Here is a 24,339-nt window from a genome sequence, read left to right on the forward strand (position 1 = left end):
CGGCCAGACCCTCGGCCGCAACAAGTTCAGCTTCAACGATGAACTGGTCAACGGCTGGACCGGCGTTGGCACCCAGCTCAACGGCATCGGTCATATCGGCATCGACAACGTCTACTACAACGGCAACAAGGCTGCGGATTTCGTCACCGTCGAAGGCGTGACCAAGCTCGGCGTGGAGAAAGTACCGCCCATGGTCACGCGTGGTGTGGTGCTGGACATGACGGCCTACTTCGGCAAGGCCATCGTACCGGGTGGCACCGCGTTTACCGTCGCAGACATCAAGGCGGTGCTGAAGAAAGAAGGCATTACCCTGCGCAAGGGTGATGTGGTGCTGTTCAACACCGGCTGGCTGGAGTTGGTCGGCAAGGATAACCAGCAGTTCCTCGCCACCGAGCCAGGCATCGACCTACCGGCTGCCGAATGGCTGGCGGATCAGGGCATCGTCGCCTTCGGTGGCGATACCTGGGCCTCCGAGGTATACCCCAACCCGACCGGTGAAGAGTTCCCGGTCAACCAATTCATGCTGGCCAAGCGTGGCATTTACAACCTGGAATTGATCGACACGCGCGCGCTGGTGAAAGACAAGGCGTTCGAGTTCCTGTTCGTGCTGGGCCAGCCGCTGTACAAGGGCTCGACTCAAGTCAATATCAACCCGGTGGCGATTCACTGATCACCGGGCTGATTCAATCTGAATATTGGGGCTGCTTTACAGCCCCAGCTTTCAGAACGTACCCGGATACGCCCCGCCATCAATCAGCAGGTTCTGCCCGGTGATGTATCCGGCCTGCGCGCTGCACAGAAACGCGCAATAAGCACCGAACTCCCCGGCATCACCAAAGCGTGCCGCCGGAATGGCCTTGCGCCGCGCCTGGGCAGTGGCTTGCACATCACCGCCTGCCGCCTTCAACGTCTTTTGCAGACGCGCCGTGTCGAACGCCCCGGGCAGCAGGTTGTTCAGCGTCACGTTGCTGCCCGCCAGGCGCTGCTGCCGGGCCAGTCCGGCGATGAAGCCGGTCAGGCCACTGCGGGCGCCATTGGACAGGCCCAGTATGTCGATCGGTGCCTTCACTGCGCCTGAAGTGATATTCACCACCCGGCCGAACCCCCGCTCGGCCATGCCATCGACCACCGCTTTGATCAGCTCGATGGGGGTGAGCATGTTGGCGTCCAACGCCTTCAGCCAGTCTTCACGCCCCCAGTCACGGAAGTCCCCCGGTGGCGGGCCACCGGCGTTGTTGACCAGAATATCGACCTGCGGGCAGGCCGCCAGCAGCGCCTGACGTACCTCGGCATCGGCTACATCACCGGCTACGGTACGCACCTCGATGCCCGGATTAGCCGCGCGCAACTCATTGGCGGTCTGCTGCAAGGTGGCGTCGGTACGGGCATTGATGACCAGGTTGACGCCCTCTTTGCCAAGCGCCTCGGCGCAGCCTTTGCCCAGGCCCTGGCTGGCCGCGCAGACGATGGCCCAGCGGCCGGTAATACCTAGATCCATTGGGTTGCTCCTAGATGTAATGCAGTTACAGGGTTGCAGGCAGGCCGTGCCGGTACAATCTAGAACGCCGGTCACGGCCACCGATAATGAAAAGAGCTGATCTACCAATAACCATTGCTTATCCCCACCAGCGCTGCAACAACGGGTCGGGGGTGGATAGGCACTGTGGCGCGTCAACCAGCTACCAACTCCTCTACCAGCAACCGCGCCGCTGGCGACAATGGCGCCGCTACCCGGTGCACGATGCCGAACGGCTCGCTCAACGCCCGCAGCTGCACCGCCAGCGACACCAGCAACCCACGCTGTTCGGCGAAGGCCGCCACTGCACTGGGGATGACCGCCACCAGGCTCGGATCATCTTCCAGCAGCATGAAGATGGCGAAGGTGGAGAAGGTTTCCAGCGGATAGCGTGGCACTTGCACTCCGGCCTCGCTCAACTCGCGCTCCAGCGCCTGGCGCATGGGCATGTTGGCCGGGTAGACAACCCAACGGTACTGGCTCAGCTCGCCGATCTCCAGGGCCATCGCCCCAGCCAGTGGGTGTTGTGGGTGCGCGACCACCGCCAGTGGCTCATGAGCCAGTTCGACAAAGGCATATTCCGCAGCGTTACGGCCCAGGCCCGGTCGACAGATGGCCAGGTCGAGCCGCCCCTCATCCAGCTGAGCGAGCAGATTGGCGCTGGTGTTCTCGGCGATCTCCACGGCCAACTGTGGCTGTTTGCGGCGCAAGCGCCCCAAGGCGCTGACCAGCGCCGGCATAGCGCCCATGATGCAGCCCACCGCCAGCCGCCCACCCTGGCCTTGTACGATGCCCAGCACTTCTTCGCGCAAATGCCCCAGGTCGCTATGAATCAGCCGCGCATAGCGCACCACGCAACGGCCCACATCGTTGGCCACCAAACCACTAGGCAAGCGCTGGAACAACGGTACGCCCAGCACTTCTTCCACCTCGCGCAAGGCCTTTGTGGCACCGGGTTGGGAGATGGCCATGGCTTCGGCCGCCTTGTGCAGCGAACCGCAACGGTCCAGCTCGATCAACAGACGCAACTGGCGTAGGCGCAGGCGAGAAAAAATGGAGTCCAGGGAAGGGATCATCAGGCAGGCTCGGCATGGCTCTTGTAATGCCGAGCACTATAAAGGGTGGTCAATGGGGCAGCGTTGCGTTTGCAGCAAATAACCTTTGATTGCAGCACACGCATGCCCGCATTTTTCTGCAGGCGCTTACCGCGTAGTACGTCGTGCCAGGCAGGCGTAGCCCAACCCCAGCACGGTGGCCGCCAGCGCCCCCAGCAACACCATCAGCTCGCGGCTGTAGCGGGCCACCAAGGCCGGGAAGCCGATGACCTCGTGGTACACCTGCACATTGGCGGCACCGTTGGCGTGGCTGATGCTGACCCCGCCCTGGCGGATCTGTGAATAGTCTGCGTCGAAATACACCCACACCTTGCACGTACCGCCTGGCTCTATGGCCGGGATCTCCACCTGGGCGGTTGCGGTTTCCAGCAGCGTGTCGTTGCCGGCAGCATCGCGCACCTGCACCAGGCCCTTGGCTGGCAGGCGGATTTTCACCTGGCGTACCTGCGCGTCACCACTGTTGCGCAGCTCGATGAGCAAGCCGGTGCGGTGGTCGACCAGCCCGGCTTCGAACGGCTTGGCGAACAGTTGGGCATACGGTGCCTGAGCCATTTCGATCAGCCGCTCGACCTGGTCATGGCTCAGTTCGCCCTGTTCGATGTTGTTGATGCGCCCCTGCAATTGTTCGTACTTGAGCTGTTCGCTGGCCTTGCTGATACGCTCGCTGAACTGGCTGGGGTAAGTGAGGTAGGCATAGGTCAGTGACGCCTCCAAGCGCGGGTTGCCCCTGAGCAACGCGTAGGCGGCCAACAGGACCACCAGGCCAATCAGCACGGCGACGAGAAGCTTCCCCACCTTGTCCCAGCTCAATGCATACTTCCTTCTGTCGTGTTACAGACGTTCAAAACCGCCCAAGGGTGCCAACTTCACGCCCCCCAGGCAAGCCTGACCGGGCTTGGTGGGTTGCGGGCGTGCGGAGACTAGGGTGCTCCGGCTACCTCCACAATAGCCAAGGGGGTGAAAAGGGTTACTTTCGGAAATGGACTACAAGAACATTACGAAGGGCGGTTCCGTCGCTGTTCGGCCCCTTGACCACTGCACGGCAGTGGCGGACGATCAACCTCCCCTACACAAGGACGAACACCATGCTACGGATACTGGGCAGAGCCTCTTCCATCAACGTGCGGAAAGTTTTGTGGGCCTGTGCCGAGTTCGAGGTCGCGTTCGAGCGTGAGGATTGGGGGTCAGGCTTTCAGCCCACCGACAACGCCGAGTTCCTGGCACTGAACCCCAATGCCATGGTCCCGGTGATCCAGGATGGCGACTTTACGCTGTGGGAGTCCAACAGCATCATCCGCTACCTGGCCAACCGCTACGGCGCCACCGCGTTCTATCCAAGCGAAGCGCAGGCGCGGGCCCGGATCGACCAGTGGATCGACTGGCAGGCCTCGGACCTGAACCGTTCGTGGAGCTACGCGTTCATGTCGCTGGTCAGGCATTCACCCGCCCACCAAGACCCACAGGCGCTTGCGGCCGGTTGCGCGGAGTGGTCGCGTTACATGCACATCCTCGACCGTCAGCTGGCCGGCACCGGTGCCTATGTGGCCGGCAGCCAGTTCACTCTGGCCGACATCCCTATCGGCCTGTCGGTCAATCGCTGGTTCGAAACGCCATTCGAGCACCCGCACTTGCCGGCAGTGCGCGACTACTACGAACGCCTGAGCGAGCGCCCGGCCTATCACCTGCATGGCCGCAATGGTACGCCGTAACGCCAACAACGACTTTTATCGGCGGGCGGGGTGGGTGTGTACAGGGGCGGTAGCTGCTTTGCAGCCCATCGCGACACAAGGCCGCTTCCACAGAGACCGCGCAGCACCTGGAGCTTGCGCTGCACTTGTGGAAGCGACCTTGTGTCGCGGTAGGGGCGCGAACTCAGCGTGCTACAGCGCCACCTGCCCCGCTGCAGCCACTACTCGCCCACGCCAGGCAAACAGCAGCACCATCACCAACCCCAACGCCGCCATCGCCGCGCCCGCCAGGGAAATCGCCGGGTAACCCAGCCCCGCATTGATCACCGCGCCACCCAGTGCCGCGCCAATCGCGTTACCCAGGTTGAACGCGCCAATGTTGACTGCCGATGCCAGGTTGGGCGCATCTTTGGCCGCTTCCATCACCCGCATCTGCAGGGGTGGAACCAGGGCAAAGCTCGCTGCTCCCCAGACCAGGATCGCCAGAGCCGTCGGCAGCGGCCAGTCCAGCACCAGCGGGAACACCAGCAACACGGCAATCAAAACGGCCAACGACAGGATCAACGTGCGATCGATCGAGCGATCCGCCGCCTTGCCGCCCCACACGTTGCCCAGGGTCAGGCCGACACCGAACAACACCAGCATGGCCGTCACGAAGGTGGTGGACGCCGCCGCTTCGCTTTGCAGGATCGGCGCAATGTAGGTGAACACCGTGAACATCGCACTGGAACCCACCACGGTCAGCAACAACGCCGCCAGCACCGGCCCACGGCCTAGCACGCGGATTTCGGCCAGGGCCCCATCCCCCTTGGGCGCGGCCACATTGGGCAGCGCGTACCAGAGCGTGGTCATCGCCACCAGGCCAAGCCCGGCTATACCCCAGAACGCCGTGCGCCAGCCCAGCATTTCACCAAACCAGGTCGCCAACGGCACTCCGCCGATGGTAGCCAGGGTCAAGCCCATGAACATGGCTGCCACGGCCCCAGCGCGCTTCTCGGGCGGCACCACGCTGGCCGCGACGATCGAGCCGATGCCGAAGAAAGCACCGTGGTTGAGCGAGGTGACCACGCGGGCCACCAGCAAGCTGGCGTAGTCACTGGCCAGGGCCGACATCAAATTACCCAGGGTGAAAATGGCCATCAGCCCGATCAACAGGTAACGCCGTGGGATCTTCACCGTGGCCAGGGTCATCAAAGGCGCGCCGATCAGCACGCCAATGGCATAGGCACTGACCAGCAGCCCGGCAGCAGGAATGGAAACACCAAGGTCGGTGGCGATACTGGGCAACATGCCCATGGGGGCGAACTCCGTGACACCGATGCCAAAGGCACCGATGGCGAGTGCGACGAGAGGTGGATTGATACGCATGGCAAGCTCCTTATCTATGCCGCGAATGCTACGATCTGTTTCAAAGTCGCACTAGACTGCTTTTTTGCGAACCACCTTTGCTTGTGAGGCACAAATGGACTTCAGTGGCAGATCTGGAGAGATGGAGGTTTTTGCCAGGGTGGCACACGAGGGCAGCCTATCGGCTGCCGCGCGGGCACTGAACCTGACGCCTTCCGCGGTCAGCCGCATCCTCGCCCGCACCGAACAGCGCCTGGGCACTCGCCTGCTGCTGCGCACCACCCGGGCGATCACCCTCACCCCCGAGGGTGAGGCGTACTTGCGCGGCGCGCGGCGGGTGCTGGCGGACATGCTCGAAGTCGAAGAGGCCATCACTGACCAGGGCGTGCCACGCGGGCGCTTGCGGGTCAGCGCTGCGCTGGGCCATGCCCGGCTGACCGTCGTGCCGCTATTGGCAGCCTTCAGCGCGCGCTACCCGCAGGTGCTGGTCGACCTGACCCTCAGCGACGAGGTAGCCGACATTCTCGGCGGCCAGGCCGACGTGGCGCTGCGTTTCGGGCACCTTCCGGACAGCTCGTTGAGCGCCCGTACCATTGGCGAAACCGGCCAGGTGGTAGTTGCCTCACCTGACTACCTGCAACGCTGCGGCACCCCGCTTGAGCCTGAAGACCTGGCCCGGCACAACTGCCTGCGCTTCAACTTCCGCCGCGCCGCCCCCGACTGGCCGTTTCGTCGCGACGGGCAAACGTTCTCGTTGAGGGTGGCGGGAAATATCGAATGCAGCAGCGGTGAAGCCTTGGCGCAACTGGCCAGGCTGGGTGCCGGCATCGCGCGGATCGGCACCTTCACCGTGGTCGATGACCTGGCCAGCGGGCGGCTGGTGCCGTTGCTCGAGGCATACAACCCTGACGACCGCGAGCCGATCCATGCAGTGTTCGTCGGTGGCCCGGCGATGCCCGCGCGAGTGCGGGTTTTTGTGGACTTTCTGATACAGCACCTGTCCTAATGCCGCACGCTTACATCAACCCTGCAAAGGATCGCCCATGCTTTACGTCGTCATGCTCGGAGGCCGCCACCCCGGCGCCAAGATTGAAGTCCACGACGTGGTATTCGCCCAGGCCGATACCTTCGAACAGGCCTACCCGCAGCTGCGCAAGGCGTGGTTCGGTAGCCCGCAAGGCTTGCACATCGATTCGTGGTTGGAAGTGCACGGCGTAGACGGCCAGCGCATTGAACTGCGCCCGGGCTCACCCGCACGCGGCGCTCTGCGCCTGTATTTCATCAACCTCGGCGGGTATGAACGCGATGTGTTCGGCGAGGCGCACCGCTTCCTGCTGGTTGCCGCCCACAACAAGGCTGCAGCCAAGGCCCTGGGCAAGCAGCGGATGCAAGCGCATTGGCTGAAGCCGCACACCGATGCCCTGCTCGATGTCGATGACTGCCTGGCGATCGATCAGGTGGACGGGCAGTTTGTGCACCTGGTCGAAGGGCCGCATGAGCCGCTGGTGGTACGCAGCGACTACATCCTGATCTGACGGCAATAGAACGCCAGGGCCAAGCCACCCTGCGCGATGCCGGTCCGCGTTAACCGAGCAGGTGCAGCCCCAGCGTAAAGACCGCCACGGCCAAGGCCAGCAACGACACGGCGTGCCGTTCCAGATACGCTGGCCATCCAGGCGCTGACTGCTGTTCGCATTCACATTGACGCTCAGCCAGGCTTGCTAGCCGTGACTCCACGCTGTCCACACGGTCTGCCTGAGCGCTGGTTGCCAGTGCGAGCTTCTTCAACGCAGTGGTCATTGTGGTGGACAGGCCTTCCCGGGCCAGGTTGCTGGCTGCCAGTTGCTGCTGATGCTGCTCAAGGCTCTTGCGAATCGCCCCTTCCTTCTGCACCCGGGCCAGGGTACTTGCCACCAGCTTCTTGTTCAGCACCTCGATACTGGCCAGCAACGCGCCTTGCTCGGTGGCCTGCCGGGTCAAAGCGTCTGCCTCAATAGTGTTCTCGATCACCCTGTCCACATCCGCCTCGCTGGAAGGCGTCAGAGTGCTGTGTTCGTGTGGCTGGTTCATCAATCTATCCGGATACTGCGATAAAGCGGGGGAAGCTATCAAAATGGCATCACCGGATCCACTGATGAGTTATGGAATTGAGAAATTGGCCAGGTATCTGACAAGGCTGACCAAGCCAGATATGTAAAGTAGCCAGTCACATCTTGGTGAAGGCGTGCACCGTCTGCTCACGGCACCCTCAATGCTGGCAAAGCCTTGTCCACCGTGGCATCGCTTGCACTGAGTGATATCAAATTGCCTGCCGCTGCGTCATGACGCGCCAGGGCGAGTCCCGCTGAACCTGCACCATTCTCTTACCTGTATAAGTCATCACTATCGACATGTAATTATTGGCGACATATCTTTTTGCTTACCAGCTGATGATCACTCCCGAGGAACGTTACATGGAAGCAATCGAAATCGCCCTGCTGGGTGTCTGCGGCATTACTCTGCTGCTGGTGTGTCTCCAACTTGTCCGCCAAGGCGAGATATGGAGCCTGCTGCAAAGCGACCGTGAACTGGAACACACCGCACGTATCCACAGGCAGGAGAACAGCACGCTGCACGCGGCTCTGCGCACGGAGCGCGAACATGTGAGCCAGCTGCAACACCAGATTCAAGTACTGCTCGGGCTGGCGCCGGAGGCCTGAGGGCTTTCGACGCAGCGTGCGCGTACACTCGCTTTCAGGCCACTTGCAGGAGCAACTCATGCCCTACCCTATTGAAGAAAAACTGGTCATCGGCGTTGCCTCGAGTGCGCTGTTCGACCTCACTGTCTCGGACGACATCTACAAGTCCGAAGGTGTCGAGGCCTATCGCCAACACCAGGAGCAAAACCTGGACGAGCCGTTTCCCCGAGGTGTGGCGTTCCCTTTCATTCGCCGCTTCCTGAGCATCAATCAAGCCTTCCCCGAGCAATTGCCAGTGGAGGTGGTACTGCTCTCGCGCAACTCGCCCGAAACCGGCCTGCGGGTGTTTCGCTCGATCAACCATTATCAGCTGGACATCACCCGCGCGGCGTTCATGTCGGGCCGCTCGCCTTACGAATACATCCCGGCATTCAATGCCTCGCTGTTCCTCAGTGCCAATGAGGAAGACGTGCAAAAAGCCATCGACGCCAACTACCCGGCCGGGCGCGTGCTGCCTACACGCATCTACGACGATGAAATCGACACAGAGCTGCGAGTGGCCTTCGACTTCGATGGCGTGATCGCCGACGACGAGGCCGAGAGCGTGTACAAGCGCAACGACAACCTGGACGACTTTCAGGAACATGAGCGCGTGCACAAGGGCACCCCGCATTCGCCTGGGCCGTTGGCGGACCTGTACCGCAAGCTTTCGCTGATACGCATGCTCGAAGATCGCAAGCTGGCCGAGGACCCGACGTACAAGCGAATTTTGCGCATTGCCATCGTCACGGCGCGCAATGCACCTTCCCATGAGCGGGTGGTGACCACCTTGAAGGATTGGGGCGTGTCGCCAGATGAGTGCTTCTTTCTGGGTGGGATGGAGAAACCCAGGGTGCTGTCGATCCTCAAACCGCATGTGTTCTTCGACGACCAGCGCACGCATTTGCAATCGCCAGCGGGGAATCTGCCGATGGTGCATGTGCCGTTCGGCGTGGCGAACAAGAACGCTACGCTGCAGCGTTCCCAGGCTGCCGTGCCACCCGCCGAAACGGTGCAAGCTGAACACCTACAGCACGATAGCCAGTAGCCATCAATTTACCGGCAACGTAAACTGCCCGTGCTGTGCTGCGCAGCCCTCTCTACCGCCACGGAGCCCCTAGGCATGGATCGCGACGCCCTCGTTCAACAGGTTCAGTTGAACATCCTGAAACGCTACGACGTCTTGCTTGATTGCAGCGAATTCGACGACAGCACACTGAACAAGTTAAGCAAACGCTTGCCCAAGGCGAATGGCGAGCACGCGACCTTCGCACGCTGGTGCGAACATGTGTTGGGAGACTATCGGCCAGCAGTGGCACGCTTCGAGTACGCAGTTGCAGGGCAGACGCGTATCGACACACTGCGCCTGGGCATGCGTGAAGGCCTGTCGACCCAGGAAAGGGCACTGACAGCACAGGTTGAAGAACTGAAGAAACAGATCAACGCGCTGCAGGCCAAACAATCGGCGCTACCCACTCACGTTCAACCTGCCGTGGACATCGAACAGGTGCGTTGGGAGCACGCCTGGCAGTATTTCTATGCAGGCCGGCGTGACGTATTGCGCAACTTGCTGGCTGATGTGCGGGATGTCGAAGGGCACATTTTCAACGCTCAAGGTGAGCGCAACCGCAATTATCGCGAAGTGCTCGACGAAGGCATCCGTTACATGCTTGAGGGTCTGCAACGCCTGGGTTTCATCATCGACGTCACATTGACCACCGCCAGGGAACATGGCTTCATGCCTCAGTACTTCGATTACTACCGTACGCCTGAGCGCGACGATCGATTCGACCATTTGCTCAGCTTCGAAATACCGGAGATGCCGACCGATATCCTGGTTCCGCTACCCGAGGAGGTCAGCGACAAGTCGATCTGCCACGTCTCGCTGTACCGTGGCAGTGCAGCACGGGCTACACCTGAAGAAGTAGAGCACTTGGGGGCATTTCTGCACAGGATGTTCGCTGCGCTCGCCAAGTCGGCCGACCACGTACCACGCGCAGGGCTGCGAGAGCATCTGCTGCTCGCCCTGATGCTGTCCTGGAGCGCCCCCGGGGTAAGCCTGGACGATATGCACTACAGCTCGGTGTACTCACACTCTGACGAGGCGTGGGTAACGCCGAATGCGCAGCCGGCCGACCAGCCCATCGAAATGAGCCCACTGAAGGTTTTCAAGCTGCTGGCCAACGCGGTGGCAGCGCACAGCAATAATTGACCGCTCTGTGCAGGGGGGCAGCTTAGCGTGGGCCGCCGCCTTGGTGGCCGCCAAAGCCACCGCCACCGCCGTGGCCACCACCATGCCCCCCACCACCACCCGGCGGCATGAACATCCAGCAACCCGACAAGGCGGATACCAGCGCCGCCACCAGGGCTGCGCGGAAAAGGTGTTTCAACTTCATAGCAACGCTCCACTAGGCTAGATCCGCTGCCCGCCGTTGGCCGGCTTGGCAGCGGGCGGATTCTAGAGCGGCGGCATGATGGCCCGGGGAAACTTTGCCTATCTTTACAGTCGGCGCAGGCGCACGGGCACAACCACGACGTCCTTGACCCACGCCCGCCCGCCGACGCATGCTCGAACGCTTCCACCCACGCTCAAGGAACGATTGCATGAAGCTGGAAACGCTTGCCATCCATGCGGGCTTCAGCCCCGACCCGACCACCCGGGCGGTGGCCGTACCGATCTACCAGACCACCTCCTTCGCCTTCGACGACACCCAGCACGGCGCCGACCTGTTCGACCTGAAGGTGGCCGGCAATATCTACTCGCGCATCATGAACCCGACCAACGATGTGCTGGAGCAGCGCATGGCTGCCCTCGAAGGCGGGGTGGGCGCGCTGGCGGTGGCGTCGGGTATGGCGGCCATCACCTACGCCATCCAGACCGTCGCCGAAGCCGGTGACAATATCGTCTCGGTGGCCAAGCTGTACGGCGGTACCTACAACCTGCTGGCCCACACCCTGCCACGCATGGGCATCCACACCCGTTTCGCCGCCCATGACGACATCGCCGCCCTCGAAGCGTTGATCGACGCACGCACCAAGGCGGTGTTCTGCGAGTCCATTGGCAACCCCGCTGGCAACATTGTCGATATTGCCGCGCTGGCCGAGGCCGCCCACCGTCACGGTGTGCCGCTGATCGTCGACAACACCGTGGCCACCCCAGTCCTGTGCCGACCGTTCGAGCACGGCGCGGACATCGTCGTGCACTCGCTGACCAAGTACATTGGCGGCCACGGCACCAGTATCGGCGGCATCGTCATCGACGCTGGCAAGTTCCCCTGGGCCGACAACAAAGAACGGTTCGCCTTGCTCAACACCCCCGATCCGTCCTACCACGGCGTCACCTACACCGAAGCCTTCGGCCCTGCCGCTTTCATCGGCCGCTGCCGCGTGGTGCCGTTGCGCAACACGGGCGCCGCGCTGTCACCGTTCAACGCCTTCCTGATCCTGCAAGGCCTGGAAACCCTGGCCCTGCGCATGGAACGCCACACCGAAAATGCGCTGAAGGTCGCCCAGTACCTTCAGGCCCACGAACAGGTGGCCTGGGTGAAATACGCCGGGCTACCCGACCACCCCGAGCATGAACTGGCCCGGCGCTATACCGGCGGCAAACCGGCATCAATCCTGTCGTTCGGCATCAAGGGCGGGCAGGCGGCCGGCGCACGCTTCATCGATGCGCTGCAGTTGGTGGTGCGCCTGGTGAACATCGGCGACGCCAAGTCTCTGGCCTGCCACCCCGCCTCCACCACCCACCGCCAGCTCAACGACGAGGAGCTGGAGAAGGCCGGCGTGCCACGGGACATGGTGCGCCTGTCGATCGGCATCGAGCACAGCGACGACATCATCGCCGACCTGGCCCAGGCCCTGGAGGCCAGCCGCGCCTGACGCATCCGCGCCCCACCCAATGCCGACGGCGGGCGCGCCTTCAATTAGCCTGGATACACCCGCAATGACCCTGTTTTACCTGAAACTGACGGTCACTCCTTTGTTGATGTGGGCCATCTCGCTTGCTTCCCGGCGCTGGGGCGGCCTGCTGGGTGGGCTGCTGTCCGGCCTGCCGATCACCTCGGCGTTGGTGATCACCTTTCTCTGCCTGGAACAGGGCCCGGCCTTTGCCTTGGGGGCGATACCCGGTGCACTGGGTGGCCTGGCAGCGGTGCAGACCACCTACACCTTCTATTTGTTGGCCACCCGCCGCCTCGGCATCGCTGCGTCCGTCCTGCTGGCGTTGCTGTGCTATGGCCTGGCCGCCTATGCGTTTACCCACTGGGGCAGCCTGTACCTGTCGATTGCCGTGGCGCTGGCGCTGATCTGCGTGTTGATCGACGCCAGCGGCCGCGAGCCCACGCCGGATACCCTGGCCCGCCCCCGGCACCGCTACTGGGAGATCCCCCTGCGCATGGTGTCTGCCACTTGCCTGCTGATGGTCATCACCCGCCTGGCCAGTTGGCTGGGCCCGGCGACCAGCGGCATGCTGGCGCCGATCCCGGTGATTGCCTGGCCGCTGGTGGTGTTCGCCCATGTGCAGGGCGGGCGGGCCGCAATGGCGGCGATGGTGCGGGGCAATGCGATCGGCGCAGTGGGGGTCATTGCGTTTTATCTGGTGTTGGCGGGGCTGCTCGAAACCTTGGGCATGGCCATCACGATCAGCCTGGCCATGCTCTGCGCCGTGGTGCTGACTGTCGGGTTGGCCACTGTGCTGCGGCGGCGCTGACTGGCCATGCAGGCCGATCACCCTTTTTCATCCAGCAAAGCCTGTATCACCTGTTCCTGCCCGCCATAATCCCCTTCGCCAAAGTGCACATGGCGCACCTGCCCCTTGCGGTCGACAAAGTAATGGGCCGGCCAGAACTGGTTGCCCCAGGCATTCCACACGTTGTAGTCGTTATCCACCGCCACCGGGTAGGCAATCCCCAGGCTGGCCACCTTGCCCCGCAAGGTGGCGACATCATGCTCGTAGTCGTACTCTGGCGTGTGCACCCCAACCACCACCAGCCCCTGGTCGGCATAGCGCCGCGCCCATTCGTTGACATGCGGCAGGCTGCGCTGGCAGTTGATGCAGTCCCAGGTCCAGAAATCCACCAGCACTACCTTACCCTTGAGCGCCGGGCCATCCAGTGGCACCGAGTTGATCCACTGGCTGGCGCCCGACAGCGACGGCATGGCGCCGTAGCTGTCGCGTGCCATCAGGTGCCCGGCCAGGCCCAGCCCCGTCAGCGCCAGGGCAACACCACCCACCTTCAACATCAGGCGGCGATCAATTGTCATGGCAACCGCCGGTGGCGTAGGTACGGTACTGCACGCTCTGCGGCTGACCATGGGAGTCAAGGTAGTCCATGCGGGTGTTCACCAGCCCACAGGCATTGCTCTGATCATCCTGCACCGACAGCACTTTCTTCACATCCAGGTGCTCGCCGTAGCGGTACTGCATGGCCCCGCCATCGTGCATCGGGGTAGCGGCGGCCTGGGCAGCGATGGCACCGAAGCTGAGCACGGCGAACAGGCTGGCGCTGGCGAAAGTCTTGACGTTCATGGCATCTCTCCTGAGTAACACTTGGGTGTGGGGAGTGTTGTTCCCCGGTCGAGAGCCATTTCACGCCTGCCAGGTATCCCGTATGTGTCGCCCAACACGGTGATGTGCTTTCTGCTGTATCTGTACCCATGCCAGATACACTGCAATACAAACCCCCGCAGGCAAGCGCGAACGCGCTCGGTACACTGCGCCCATCCCCTCTTTGCACAGGAACGCAGCGCATGGAACACGTCGATCACATCCTGATCGTCGACGACGACCGCGAAATCCGCGAACTGGTCGGCAACTACCTGAAGAAGAACGGCCTGCGTACCAGCATCGTCGCCGACGGCCGGCAGATGCGCGCCTTTCTCGAAGCCAACAGCGTCGACCTGATCGTGCTCGACATCATGATGCCCGGCGACGATGGCCTGCTGCTGTGCCGTGAACTGCGTGCCGGCAAGCACCGCAACACCCCGGTATTGATGCTGACCGCCCGCAACGACGAAACCGACCGGATCATCGGCCTGGAAATGGGCGCCGACGATTACCTGACCAAGCCGTTCTCGGCCCGCGAACTGCTCGCCCGTATCAACGCCGTGCTACGCCGCACGCGCATGCTGCCGCCCAACCTGACCATCAGCGAAAGCAGCCGCCTGCTTGCTTTCGGCCAGTGGCGCCTGGACACCACCGCCCGCCACCTGCTCGACAGCGAAGGTACCCTGGTGGCCCTGAGCGGCGCCGAATACCGCCTGTTGCGGGTGTTCCTCGACCACCCGCAGCGGGTGCTCAGCCGTGAACAACTGCTTAACCTGACCCAAGGCCGCGAGGCCGACATCTTTGACCGCTCCATCGACTTGCTGGTCAGCCGCCTGCGCCAACGACTGGGCGACGATGCCCGCGAGCCCAGCTGTATCAAGACCGTGCGCAGCGAGGGCTATGTGTTCTCGCTGCCGGTGCAATTGCTCGAGTCGCTGTCATGAAATGGCCTCGTACCCTGGCCTCGCGCCTGGCACTGATCTTCTTCACCGGCCTGGTGCTGGCCTACGGCCTGTCGTTCGGCCTGCAGGCCTACGAGCGCTATATCAGTAGCCGCTCGATGATGCTCAACAACCTGGAGCAGGACGTGGCCACTTCGGTCGCCATCCTCGACCGCCTTCCCGCAGCCGAACGTGCTGCCTGGCTGCCACGCCTGGAACGGCGCACCTATCGCTACCGCCTCGACCAGGGCCAGACAGGCGAAGCAATGACCAGCAGCGACCCGCCGATGGCCGCCGAGTCGATCGTCAAGGCCATTGGCAGCGACTATCGCCTGACCTTCCAGGAAATCCCCGGACCGAATGCGCACTTCCAGGCACACCTGAACCTGGCCGACGGTGCGCCACTGACCATCGACGTGACCCCGTCGCCGGTGCCGGTGGCACGCTGGCTACCCGTGGTACTGCTGATTCAGCTGGCTGTGCTGTTGCTGTGTACCTGGCTGGCAGTGCACCTGGCCATCGGCCCGCTCACCCGACTGGCCCGGGCGGTGGACAACCTCGACCCGGACCGCCCCGGTGTGCAACTGGATGAAAGCGGCCCCCGCGAGGTGCGCTACGCGGCGGTGGCCTTCAACGCCCTGCAGGCGCGCATCGCTGCCCACCTCAAGGAACGCATGCAGTTGCTGGCGGCCATTTCCCACGACCTGCAAACGCCGATCACCCGCATGAAGCTGCGCGTCGAGGTGATGGACGAGGGGGTGGAAAAGGACAAGTTGTGGAGCGACCTAGGCGAAATGGAGCACCTGGTGCGCGAAGGCGTGGCGTATGCCCGCAGCATGGATACCAGCACCGAAGCCCCTTGCAGGGTCAACCTTGATGCCTTCCTCGACAGCCTGGTATTCGACTATCAGGACAGCGGCGCCCAGGTGGCGCGCCACGGCAGCACCGGCAGCCTGCTGGAAACCCGCCCGCATGCCCTGCGCCGAGTGCTGGTGAACCTGGTGGATAACGCGCTCAAGTTTGCCGGTGCTGCCGAACTGGAAGTGTGCCGCGAGGGCGGCATGACCGTGATCCGTGTGCTCGACAACGGGCCTGGGATACCCAGTGGCGAACTGGATGAAGTGCTAAAGCCGTTCTACCGGGTGGAGGGTTCGCGTAATCGCAGCACGGGTGGCACCGGTTTGGGGCTGGCCATTGCCCACCAGCTGATCCAGGCCATGGGGGGGCGACTGACCCTAAGCAACCGCGAAAGTGGCGGGCTGTGCGCACGGATCGAGCTCAACTGAAAGGCGCGCACCTACAATCCGATACACAACCCCCGCACCGCCGACACACTGCAGACACCCCACAACCACACACTCCCGGTCACACAACTAGCCCCGGGAGCCACCTTGATGAAAGCCATTACCCTGACCACCTTCGACCACATCGGCAGCTGGAGCGCCGACCTGCCGTTACGGCTGTTCCTGGCTTGGGAGTTTTTTGAATCCGGCTGGGAGAAGTTCAATGGCAGCAACTGGTTCGCCGACCTGCAAACCCGCTTCCCATTCCCCTTCAACCTGCTACCAGTCGAGCTGAACTGGCAGCTGTCGATGTGGGCGGAGCTGGTGCTGCCGTTGCTGCTGTTGTTGGGCCTGGGTACCCGGCTGGCTTCCTTTGGCTTGATGGTCGTGACCGTAGTAGCGATTGCGGCGGTGCATTGGCCGGCGCACTGGTCAGGTTTGGCTGAGCTGGCGCAGGGGTATGCGATTACCGACCAGGGCTTTGGCAATTACAAATTGCCGCTGATCTACTTGGTTGCATTGCTGCCTCTGCTGCTCAAGGGCGCCGGGCGCTTGAGCCTGGATCATTGGCTCAGGATGCGGTTCAGCAAGTAGTATCGCGGGGGCGTTTTGCGCCCCCAATGCCGTCAAACCGTGCCGACAATGATGCCCGCTTCGCGCATCCCCTGGAGCAACGCCAGCCCCTGCTCCAGATCCCCACCCAACGCCTGCAACCGCTCCCGTCCACGCCCCTGCTCCACCAGCAACCGATACGCCATCGGTGCCAACCGCGCAAAGCGCACCTGCAACCCCGCATCGCGATAAACCAGCAGCAAGGTCGGCGCCTCTGGCGCAACCGTTGGCTGGTAATCGGCGCTGATGCGCTCAACCGGCCACCGGTAGGCCAGCACCCGCGCCACGCAAGACAACAGCGGCTCGCCATCCAGCAGGTCACCCGCAGGATCATGCAGCGGGTCCTCGGCATCGCTCAGGTACAGCTGCGTCTCGATCCACTCGTAATGCGCCAGTTCCAACTGCCAGGGCGCATCCGGCTGCACGCCTTGCAAGTAATCGACGAACGCCTCTGCAATCTCGGTGAACAACGGTGTCTGGCTACGGTAGTTGGCATAGAAATCACGCACCCACACATGCCAACGTTGCTCGCCCAGGGCCTGGCGCATGACAGGAAAGCTGCCGGCCAGCAAGCCTTCGATGGCGCCATAGAATAACTCCCGGTAAATCTTCAGGCGCCGTGCTTGCGCGCCAGGTGGCGGAGCATTGCGCAGCGGGTCGCGCAGGTGGCGAGCCAAGGCGTATTGCTGTTCGCGCAAGGTCTCATTCATGCCTCTGCCCTCCCCAGCTACGCTGCAGGTCACGGATACGTGCTGTCTCCTCCAGCAGCTGTGCCAGTGGGGGGAGGTTGAAGTCACGTTCGAGCACGGTCGGCTGCACCCCAAAGCGTTCACAGGCGAACGCGTACAGTGCCCAGACATCTTCCTTGACCGGCGCCCCATGGGTGTCGACCTTGAGGTCCGGGGCCTCATCGTAATGACCGGCAATGTGCATGCAGGTCACCCGCGCCCGGGGCAAGCCTTCAAGGAATTCCCGGGCGTCATAGCCGTGATTGCAGGCATTGACGAATACATTGTTGACGTCCAGCAGCAGGTCACAGTCGGCTTCATCGAGTACTGCACGAATAAATTCAAGTTCACTCATCGCAGCGTAAGGGGCGGCGTAGTAGCTGATGTTCTCGACAGCTATACGCCGTTCCAGGTGCGTCTGCGCCCGGCGTATGCGCGCCGCCACATGGTGCACCGCTTCATCGGTGAACGGGATGGGCATCAAGTCGTACAGGTGCCCGTCATCACTGCAGTAGCTCAGGTGTTCGCTATACAAGCGCACTTGGTGGCGATCGAGAAACTGCCGGATCTGGTCGAGGAACTGCCAGTCCAGCGGCGCACTCCCCCCCAACGACAACGACAACCCATGGCAGGTGATGGGAAAACGCTCCGCCAACTCGGCCAACCCCTTACCGTAGGCACCGCCCACGGCAATCCAGTTTTCCGGCGCGCATTCGAGAAAGTCCACTGCACCCGGCGCCATGGCGAGCAGTTCCGGCAACAGGCCACGGCGCAAGCCCAACCCAGTATTCAACAGTGCGGGAAGCATAAACAGGTCTCCAACAGGCACAACGCCCCGCCTGACCAGCAGGAGGGGCGTTGCATCACATCAAGGGATAAGGTCAGGACTTATTGTTCAAGTGGCTGAACAGCCCTTCAGGCATGGCCTTGCCGTTGGCCTGGTAAATCGCCTTCAGGTGATCCGCTGCTTCCTGTTCGGAGATGAAGCCATCATGGTTACTGTCGATCTTGTCGAAGTCGCCCGCACGGTCCTTGGCCACCGCCACGAACTCTTCGCGCGAGACCTTGCCATCGTGGTCCCTGTCGGTCTTGGCGAACGAGGCGTCACCGCACTTGCCTTCGCCGCATTTGCCTTCGCTCTGGGTGACCTTGCCGCTGGCGCCGCATTTGCCTTCACCACACTTGCCCTCGCCGGCCACCTTGGCCGATGCCAGCTGGTAACCCTGGGCCAACGGTTCGACGGCAAACGCGCTGCTGCTCAGTGCCATGCTGCCGATCAGGGCGGCGCCGAGCAGGCCGAGGGTAGTTTTTGCTTGAGTCATGATGTAGCTCCACAGTGGTTGGAAAGTGGAGCCATTAGGCCGTTGCGGTTTGTCGTGGATGTATCGTGTGGGGCGCGCTTTTGTATGGCAGTAGGTCTGCCGTGCGCGCAGATACAGTGGGATACACAACACCTGGCAGCTGGCCCCAACGTGCCTTGGGGCCATGATGCGTGTTCAGTCTTCCAGCGGTTTGGGCGGGGCCGCCGGTTTGGCTGGCTTGGCCGGCTTGGTGTCCTTGGCCTTGGCTTCCGGTGCCGCTGCTACGGGCTCGGGCGCCGCCACCGCCTTTTCGCTGGCAGGCAGTTCATCGACTGCCTTGAAGATCACCTGCGGGTCGATGGCCTCGCCAGTGTCGTCGTCCTTGAGCATGTGCCGCTCGCCATCCTTGCCGACCAGGATCACCTTGGTGCCCTTGCTCGCCCCCAGCTTCAGTTCACGAATCAGGGCCATGGTAGTCTGCTGTTCGAGGTTCTTGTCCTCGCGCTTGCCCATCATGTTGGCGACGCTGTACAGCACAAGGTTGCGCTCCTTGAAGGCTGCCTGGGTGGCCGGATCCTCGAGCGCCTTGTTCAACCCGCGCAAGGTCGGGTCGGCACTGCTCGGGGCGATAACCACCAACGGCCTGGCCTTACCCAGTTCCTTGGCTAAAGGCGCATCACTGTCTGCGGCAAACAGGGGGCCGGCAACAGCAAGCAAGGTTGCGAGGGTCAGTGACCGGACGAGCATGCGTATCTCCTTATTGTCTCGATATACCAATGACTACAGATCACGGAGAAAAATCCGACAAGGAGCCTAAACCACTTCACACAAGAACGGGGGGTGCAAAAGTAACTGTCGATTTCCGAGCTACCTGAAGCCAGGGCAACGGCGTTGGCACAATCCACCGTCACCCAGACTGAGCATAGCCCAAAGCCGCCTTGGTCAGGGCCAGGTAAACCCTTACCCTGAGTTGTGGTCAACGCACCGGTATGCCTAGCTCCTCGGGCCCCGCTTCCATCGCACGAATCGTCATGTCCAGCATCAGCCCCCTGCGTGCAGCACGCTGCGCATCTCGAATGGCATCCGCCTGCTCGATCTTTGCGCCCTCCAGGAGCGCTTCATCGTCAAGTACCGTTTCAAGCTGTCGCCTGAAGGGCAAGTCGACCGCAGCGAATTGGTCAGGATGGGTACGCTCCAGGTGCGCCTGCCAAAATTCACGATCAACCATCGAACGTGCGATCTCATCCGGGGTTTCCGCGTTCCGCACAGCGGCTTCTGCCTCTGCCAGGTCCGCGTCCAAAACGCCTGAAACAGCCTGGAAGCTCATTTCCCCCACCTGCAGGGGCAAGTCAAGCCGCTCCCTTAGCCCGATCCTGAAGGCCAACCCCACTTCGCTGCCTTCCAGCGCCCTGGCGTGTTGGATTGCCCATCGGCTGGCGAACCTGTCGACTGCATCCTGGCGCCATAGGCGTCTTCCCAGGCCAAGCAAGGCGCCTTCGCTATGTTCTCCAGCGGCATGTTCTACCTGCCAGACAAGCATGTTCAGTTCGAGGTTGCTCAAGCACCAGGTTGCACCGTCCTGGCACCCCCACTCATCATTGGCCACGGACAGCAAGTTCTGGCGCAATTCCGGCGTCATGGCCATCGCCTGCACTAACGCCATTACCCGATTGCCCAATGCCCGCGCGTTGACACGAAAGTCCTCGGACAGCAAAAGCTGCCCAAGGACACGGAAAAAGCGCCCGGCATCTTGCCGTTCATCCAGCGAGTCCCAGGCCGCAAGCATCAAGCCGCGATGCTCCGGGGCCACCGCATCGCCCCAGACTTCACGCGCGTGCTGCAGGCGCAGAAACACTTGCTCCTCGTCGACCACAGGAACGTCGCTCCTCAGCGAGGCTCGCAAACGCCCCATCTGGGCCTCGCCCAACGGGTTCGCGCTCAGGCGGATCCGCCGCCGACGCCATACGGGCATCTGGAAAAACTGCTCCGGAATATGCCTGATGCGGTTCTCCCGCAAGTCAACGGATACCAGCTGAGCACGCTCGAACACGCCTGCGGGGAATTGCGTGATGTGTGTGTCGCGCAAGTTCAGCCATCGCAGTTCGGTCAAACCGGCCAGCGGAAACGGGCGCCCCAGTGGATTGTGGGACAGGTCGAGAGACTCCAGGCTCGTACAACTGGCCAACGTGGCGGTTTGCTCCATGTTCAGACGAATCCGGTTATGGGTCAGACTCAGATGCCGTAGTTGCGGTATTTGCAGCAGCGGTTGTGGTAGGCGCGTCAACAGGTTGCCGCCCAGGTCAAGGGTTTGCAGGTTGGGGAAAGCCAGCAGGAAACTGTTGGGTACTTCCAGGAGATTCAGGTGCAACATCGATAGGCTGGTAACGCCTCTGAAGCTGACTTGCGCAGGCATGCTGGGCAAGCCGTCCAATCTGAAATTGCAGAAGATGGCATGCAGGTTTTGTTGCGCATCGATTTGCAACGCCCCAACACCGACCGACCGTCTCCAGCAATTGAACAAGGTCTGGCGCAAGGCATCTCGATCCTCCCTGGCTTCGCCCTGTCCCTGTGCCACCCAGGTATCCAGCGTGTTGCGCAGTACCGTGAGCTCATTGCTCAGGTCGCTCAGTACCCGTTCAAGTTGATGCCCTGAACGCCTGGCCTCATCGACGAGGGTCTCGATCTGCACATCACTCAACCAAGGAAAGAGATCCCGCAGCGTTGCTCTCAGGGCTCTGCCTCTCGATGCGAAACCACTCACGCCAGCGCCACCCAGCGGGTAGCCCAAACGCCCATCTGCCAAGCGCAGGGGCATTCGAACAGCGCCCGGGCGTACCGCGCCGAGCAGACGAGCGATCTCATCACGGCGGCTGACTGCTTCGCGCCCCAGCAGCACCCTGAGGTTGTGCGAGAACGGCTCGCCGACCCTCATCGCCTCACGTTGCTCATCGGTATAGGCTAGCGCCATGACGTCGAACAACTCTCCCGGCGCCCCGAGCGCCGTGCCTTGGTCATCAAGCAACTGGAAACTGCCATTCAAGTGCACCAGATCGAACGCCCGCTGCCCCTGTTCGGTTTGCGCCAGCTTCGGCCCATCCAGGTAACCTTCGTACAAGCGCCAGCGCACACCTTGTTCGCTTCCAGGCAGGTACCGCAAGAGGCCCAGGGCCACCCGAGCCAGGTCTGCATTCTGTGGCGTATCCAGGTACAGCGCTTCAAGTACCCGGACCTGACGCATAGCCGACAGGCTGCCCCTGGCCGCTTCGGCCAGCCCCAGCGCAACCCTGCCGCTAGAGAGCAGACGCTTGCGCTCGACACCATTGGCGGCTTTTACCAACGCTTGTGCAGCGCGCACGTGCAACCCTGGAAAAACCCGGCGTAGGGCTGCGCTGCCAGGGCTGTCGGTAGGCTGCAGCGCTTCGTACAGGTGATGCAATAGTGTTCGGCGCTGCGTCCATGCCAACTCAGCCAGTGCCTGATCTGGCAGGCCATCCGCACCTGGCAACCGCCGCGCATGTTCAAGCACGGTTACATCCTCTACCGGCATGCCACTGCGCAGACAACCAATCATGCTGCGAATGCGCTGATCGAGCTTGACCCGCAGCACACTGTCAAGCATGCCTGGGCTTGGCGCCTGGGCATGTACATGCAAGCTACGCACATCGTCACCATCAAGGTCATGAAGCAGCAGGACCTGGTCGATCTCTTCGTCACCCAGCCTGCTGAATGCCCCGCCAAAGCGCCGGAACATGCGGTATCTATCGGCCCACTGACTCGGTTGCTCGCTCCACAATCGCCAAGCGCCAGCACCATTGTGACGTAGCATCGGCCCGTGGCCGTCGACGGGGCACAGTTGCCACTGACCGTCGCCAGCCGGCGCCGTCACGCGGTAGTCATACCCGTCCATTTCGATCCAGGCCTGCCCATCCAGGCGCCGAATGCCCAATGCGTCCTGGCCGGTGGCCGCAACGGGGGCCTGGCTTTGAAACGGCGTCAAATCGAGTTGCCAGAGTTTGACAGTGCCGTCCTCCAGCCGAGCCGGCAACATGGCATCAACGCACGCGGAGCGCGCCCAAATCCGTCGTGCCACGGCAACCCCCGCAACCGTGGTCGCAAGCACGACAAGGTCAGTGGCGACATGGGTCAAATGATCGAGTGCCGCTTGGCGATCCCCTTCCTGCCATGCCTCGAAGCCATGGTAGACCTCGCCCAGCAGCTCCCAAGCCGTCACGGCAAGCAGCGCCACGCCAAGGCCCGGCACAAAGAAGCTGGCCAGGTTGAGCAGTGCCCACCCCTCGGCCTCCAGGCGCTCGTCATGCTGGCGCTGAACCTCACGATCAAGCCGTGCCACAGGTACCGCGATCATCGCTGCATCTTCCTTGATCTGGCGTATACGTGCCTGTGCCAGGCTGTTGAACAACGGTTGCGGGTAAGGGTGCAAACGCGGCTCGAGATCACGGAATGCCCAAACCGCCAGATCATCGAATAGCGCCATGACCTGAGCGAAAAACGCCTGGCTGTCACGGCGCAGCACGAAGCGGCTGAAGAAACGCTGATAGGCCTTGTCTCGAAAGCGGCGACCCAGTTCCCGGTTCAATTTGTCGATGCTGTCGAATACGCTCCAAGGTGACACCGGATCCCCAGGCACATAGAGCAATACCCGGCGCGTGGTATTGAAAAGAACGCCCTGGTCAATTACCTCGAACACGATCACCTGCTCGATAAGGCAACCCAGCAGCTTCAGTTGCCTGGCTTCAACACGGTCCCCCGCCAGACGCAGCAGCTTGCCATCCGCGCACACAGTCACCATCAGTTTGAGCTCGCTGTCATCCAGCTTTCCCTCCTGCCTGGCTTTATAGGCGTCCACCAGCATGGCGTAGCGGCTGGTATCCCCAAGCTGAGACTCCACGCGCCTGGCATCACCCGCGGGCTTCAGAATGGAATCCAGGTGACGTTGATAACACGCCCCCAAATCCAGCTCACGGCACAGCGTGGCAAGTTCGATGCTGGTGGGCGGTGCACCCCTGCCCTGACGCGAAACCAGTAGGCGATTACCACGCGGCTGGCCACCCGCCTGGGCCTGCTCGGCAGTGAAGTTGCGCAGGACCACCTCGAGCAGCGGCTTTTCTTCGTAGACCACTTCGGTAAGGTGCGCGCCAACCGGCTGACTGTTGATCACAGGTTCCCGACGGCCCTCCAGAAACCTGAGCGCGCGCGCGTTACGAACAATCCCGTAACGCTCGCCAAGGGCCTTTTCCAGGCCCGCTGCAACGAAACTGTCGATGCTTTCGATGCCCCGCAGCAGCGCATTCACTTGCTCACGACAGCGCAGGCTATTTGCCAATGCCATGCTGATCTCTGGCAGTTGCTCGGCGGGTGCCTGACGCAACCAGAGTGGCAGGCGCTTGCCGATGATGCCGTCCTGGAAAGCATCGATGGCTGCCTGTGCGCTTGATAGCGGAGTAGTGTCCATTGCCTGAGGCCTCTTCATGAAAAGAGGCAAGGCTAAGCAGCATGCTTTACGTCGGGCGCTAGATAACTAA

The 24,339-nt window shown here is 62.2% G+C and carries 25 protein-coding genes; 12 read left to right on the top strand and 13 right to left on the bottom strand.

Annotated elements, in window-relative coordinates; genetic code table 11:
- Positions 1-670 (top strand): cyclase family protein (locus tag APH35_RS02055; RefSeq protein WP_060514128.1); only part of this gene is annotated, 670 nt, incomplete at its 5' end.
- A gap of 51 nt (positions 671-721) precedes the next feature.
- Here the strand turns inward: APH35_RS02055 and APH35_RS02060 are convergent.
- From APH35_RS02060 to APH35_RS02070, 3 genes are all read right to left on the bottom strand, one after another.
- The gene (locus APH35_RS02060; RefSeq protein WP_012271676.1) at positions 722-1,498 is read right to left on the bottom strand and encodes an SDR family oxidoreductase; all 777 of its coding nucleotides are present in this window, start codon (positions 1,496-1,498) and stop codon (positions 722-724) included.
- Positions 1,499-1,671: 173 nt separating this feature from the next.
- On the bottom strand, positions 1,672-2,592 hold the full coding sequence (locus APH35_RS02065; RefSeq protein ID WP_060514129.1) for a LysR family transcriptional regulator: 921 nt from the start codon (positions 2,590-2,592) through the stop codon (positions 1,672-1,674).
- Between the two features lie 126 nt (positions 2,593-2,718).
- Positions 2,719-3,441: a hypothetical protein gene (locus APH35_RS02070; RefSeq protein ID WP_060492811.1), complete on the bottom strand. Its 723-nt coding sequence runs from the start codon at positions 3,439-3,441 to the stop codon at positions 2,719-2,721.
- Positions 3,442-3,716: 275 nt separating this feature from the next.
- Between APH35_RS02070 and APH35_RS02075 the strand changes: the two genes are divergently transcribed.
- Positions 3,717-4,340 carry a glutathione S-transferase family protein gene (locus APH35_RS02075; RefSeq protein ID WP_012271673.1) on the top strand — a complete coding sequence of 208 codons (624 nt, stop codon included), beginning with the start codon at positions 3,717-3,719 and terminating at the stop codon, positions 4,338-4,340.
- Positions 4,341-4,511: 171 nt separating this feature from the next.
- Here APH35_RS02075 and APH35_RS02080 read toward each other — a convergent pair whose 3' ends face one another.
- Positions 4,512-5,687: an MFS transporter gene (locus APH35_RS02080; RefSeq protein ID WP_012271672.1), complete on the bottom strand. Its 1,176-nt coding sequence runs from the start codon at positions 5,685-5,687 to the stop codon at positions 4,512-4,514.
- A 94-nt stretch (positions 5,688-5,781) separates the two neighbouring features.
- Between APH35_RS02080 and APH35_RS02085 the strand changes: the two genes are divergently transcribed.
- Positions 5,782-6,672: a LysR family transcriptional regulator gene (locus APH35_RS02085; protein WP_012271671.1), complete on the top strand. Its 891-nt coding sequence runs from the start codon at positions 5,782-5,784 to the stop codon at positions 6,670-6,672.
- 37 nt (positions 6,673-6,709) lie between these two features.
- A complete protein-coding gene (locus APH35_RS02090; RefSeq protein ID WP_012271670.1) occupies positions 6,710-7,201 on the top strand; it encodes a DUF1543 domain-containing protein in 492 nt (163 codons plus the stop codon).
- 49 nt (positions 7,202-7,250) lie between these two features.
- Here APH35_RS02090 and APH35_RS02095 read toward each other — a convergent pair whose 3' ends face one another.
- Entirely contained in the window at positions 7,251-7,736 is a 486-nt protein-coding gene (locus tag APH35_RS02095; protein WP_060514130.1) for a hypothetical protein, read from the bottom strand.
- A gap of 383 nt (positions 7,737-8,119) precedes the next feature.
- Here APH35_RS02095 and APH35_RS02100 point away from each other — a divergent pair, with 383 nt between their 5' ends.
- From APH35_RS02100 to APH35_RS02110, 3 genes are all read left to right on the top strand, one after another.
- Positions 8,120-8,365, top strand: coding sequence for a hypothetical protein (locus APH35_RS02100; RefSeq protein ID WP_041166458.1), 246 nt, complete (start codon positions 8,120-8,122; stop codon positions 8,363-8,365).
- A gap of 58 nt (positions 8,366-8,423) precedes the next feature.
- Complete coding sequence (locus tag APH35_RS02105; RefSeq protein ID WP_012271667.1) at positions 8,424-9,431, top strand: 5'-nucleotidase; 1,008 nt, start codon at positions 8,424-8,426, stop codon at positions 9,429-9,431.
- 75 nt (positions 9,432-9,506) lie between these two features.
- Positions 9,507-10,595, top strand: a complete 1,089-nt coding sequence (locus APH35_RS02110; RefSeq protein WP_060514131.1) for a hypothetical protein — start codon at positions 9,507-9,509, stop codon at positions 10,593-10,595.
- 22 nt (positions 10,596-10,617) lie between these two features.
- Here APH35_RS02110 and APH35_RS28950 read toward each other — a convergent pair whose 3' ends face one another.
- On the bottom strand, positions 10,618-10,779 hold the full coding sequence (locus APH35_RS28950; RefSeq protein ID WP_176729454.1) for a hypothetical protein: 162 nt from the start codon (positions 10,777-10,779) through the stop codon (positions 10,618-10,620).
- A gap of 208 nt (positions 10,780-10,987) precedes the next feature.
- On the opposite strand from APH35_RS28950, the gene APH35_RS02115 reads away from it, so the two are divergent.
- Together APH35_RS02115 and APH35_RS02120 are read left to right on the top strand one after the other, a co-directional pair.
- Positions 10,988-12,265, top strand: coding sequence for a bifunctional O-acetylhomoserine aminocarboxypropyltransferase/cysteine synthase (locus tag APH35_RS02115; RefSeq protein ID WP_012271664.1), 1,278 nt, complete (start codon positions 10,988-10,990; stop codon positions 12,263-12,265).
- A 64-nt stretch (positions 12,266-12,329) separates the two neighbouring features.
- Entirely contained in the window at positions 12,330-13,094 is a 765-nt protein-coding gene (locus APH35_RS02120; protein ID WP_012271663.1) for a hypothetical protein, read from the top strand.
- A 17-nt stretch (positions 13,095-13,111) separates the two neighbouring features.
- On the opposite strand, the gene APH35_RS02125 is transcribed toward APH35_RS02120, so the two are convergent.
- Positions 13,112-13,627, bottom strand: a complete 516-nt coding sequence (locus tag APH35_RS02125; protein WP_041166457.1) for a thioredoxin family protein — start codon at positions 13,625-13,627, stop codon at positions 13,112-13,114.
- Positions 13,628-13,637: 10 nt separating this feature from the next.
- Positions 13,638-13,913, bottom strand: a complete 276-nt coding sequence (locus APH35_RS02130) for a DUF2790 domain-containing protein (protein ID WP_012271661.1) — start codon at positions 13,911-13,913, stop codon at positions 13,638-13,640.
- A gap of 221 nt (positions 13,914-14,134) precedes the next feature.
- Between APH35_RS02130 and APH35_RS02135 the strand changes: the two genes are divergently transcribed.
- The 3 genes from APH35_RS02135 to APH35_RS02145 all read left to right on the top strand — a co-directional run bounded on the left by APH35_RS02135 (position 14,135) and on the right by APH35_RS02145 (position 16,749).
- Complete coding sequence (locus tag APH35_RS02135) at positions 14,135-14,875, top strand: response regulator (protein ID WP_012271660.1); 741 nt, start codon at positions 14,135-14,137, stop codon at positions 14,873-14,875.
- Positions 14,872-16,158, top strand: coding sequence for a sensor histidine kinase (locus APH35_RS02140; RefSeq protein WP_012271659.1), 1,287 nt, complete (start codon positions 14,872-14,874; stop codon positions 16,156-16,158). The genes APH35_RS02135 and APH35_RS02140 overlap by 4 nt, the downstream gene beginning before the upstream one ends.
- A 108-nt stretch (positions 16,159-16,266) precedes the next feature.
- On the top strand, positions 16,267-16,749 hold the full coding sequence (locus APH35_RS02145; protein WP_012271658.1) for an HvfX family Cu-binding RiPP maturation protein: 483 nt from the start codon (positions 16,267-16,269) through the stop codon (positions 16,747-16,749).
- Positions 16,750-16,781: 32 nt separating this feature from the next.
- On the opposite strand, the gene APH35_RS02150 is transcribed toward APH35_RS02145, so the two are convergent.
- From APH35_RS02150 to APH35_RS02170, 5 genes are all read right to left on the bottom strand, one after another.
- Positions 16,782-17,477, bottom strand: a complete 696-nt coding sequence (locus APH35_RS02150; RefSeq protein ID WP_060514132.1) for an HvfC family RiPP maturation protein — start codon at positions 17,475-17,477, stop codon at positions 16,782-16,784.
- Positions 17,470-18,303: an HvfB family MNIO-type RiPP peptide maturase gene (locus APH35_RS02155; protein WP_060514133.1), complete on the bottom strand. Its 834-nt coding sequence runs from the start codon at positions 18,301-18,303 to the stop codon at positions 17,470-17,472. The genes APH35_RS02150 and APH35_RS02155 overlap by 8 nt, the downstream gene beginning before the upstream one ends.
- 73 nt (positions 18,304-18,376) lie before the next feature.
- A complete protein-coding gene (locus tag APH35_RS02160; protein ID WP_060492817.1) occupies positions 18,377-18,817 on the bottom strand; it encodes an HvfA family oxazolone/thioamide-modified RiPP metallophore in 441 nt (146 codons plus the stop codon).
- A gap of 174 nt (positions 18,818-18,991) precedes the next feature.
- The gene (locus APH35_RS02165) at positions 18,992-19,543 is read right to left on the bottom strand and encodes a DUF4174 domain-containing protein (RefSeq protein ID WP_012271655.1); all 552 of its coding nucleotides are present in this window, start codon (positions 19,541-19,543) and stop codon (positions 18,992-18,994) included.
- 229 nt (positions 19,544-19,772) lie between these two features.
- Entirely contained in the window at positions 19,773-24,269 is a 4,497-nt protein-coding gene (locus tag APH35_RS02170; protein ID WP_060514134.1) for an NEL-type E3 ubiquitin ligase domain-containing protein, read from the bottom strand.
- Between the last annotated feature and the right edge of the window lie 70 nt (positions 24,270-24,339).

It is taken from the genome of Pseudomonas sp. NBRC 111132, from assembly GCF_001320565.1.
GTDB lineage: Bacteria > Pseudomonadota > Gammaproteobacteria > Pseudomonadales > Pseudomonadaceae > Aquipseudomonas > Aquipseudomonas putida_P.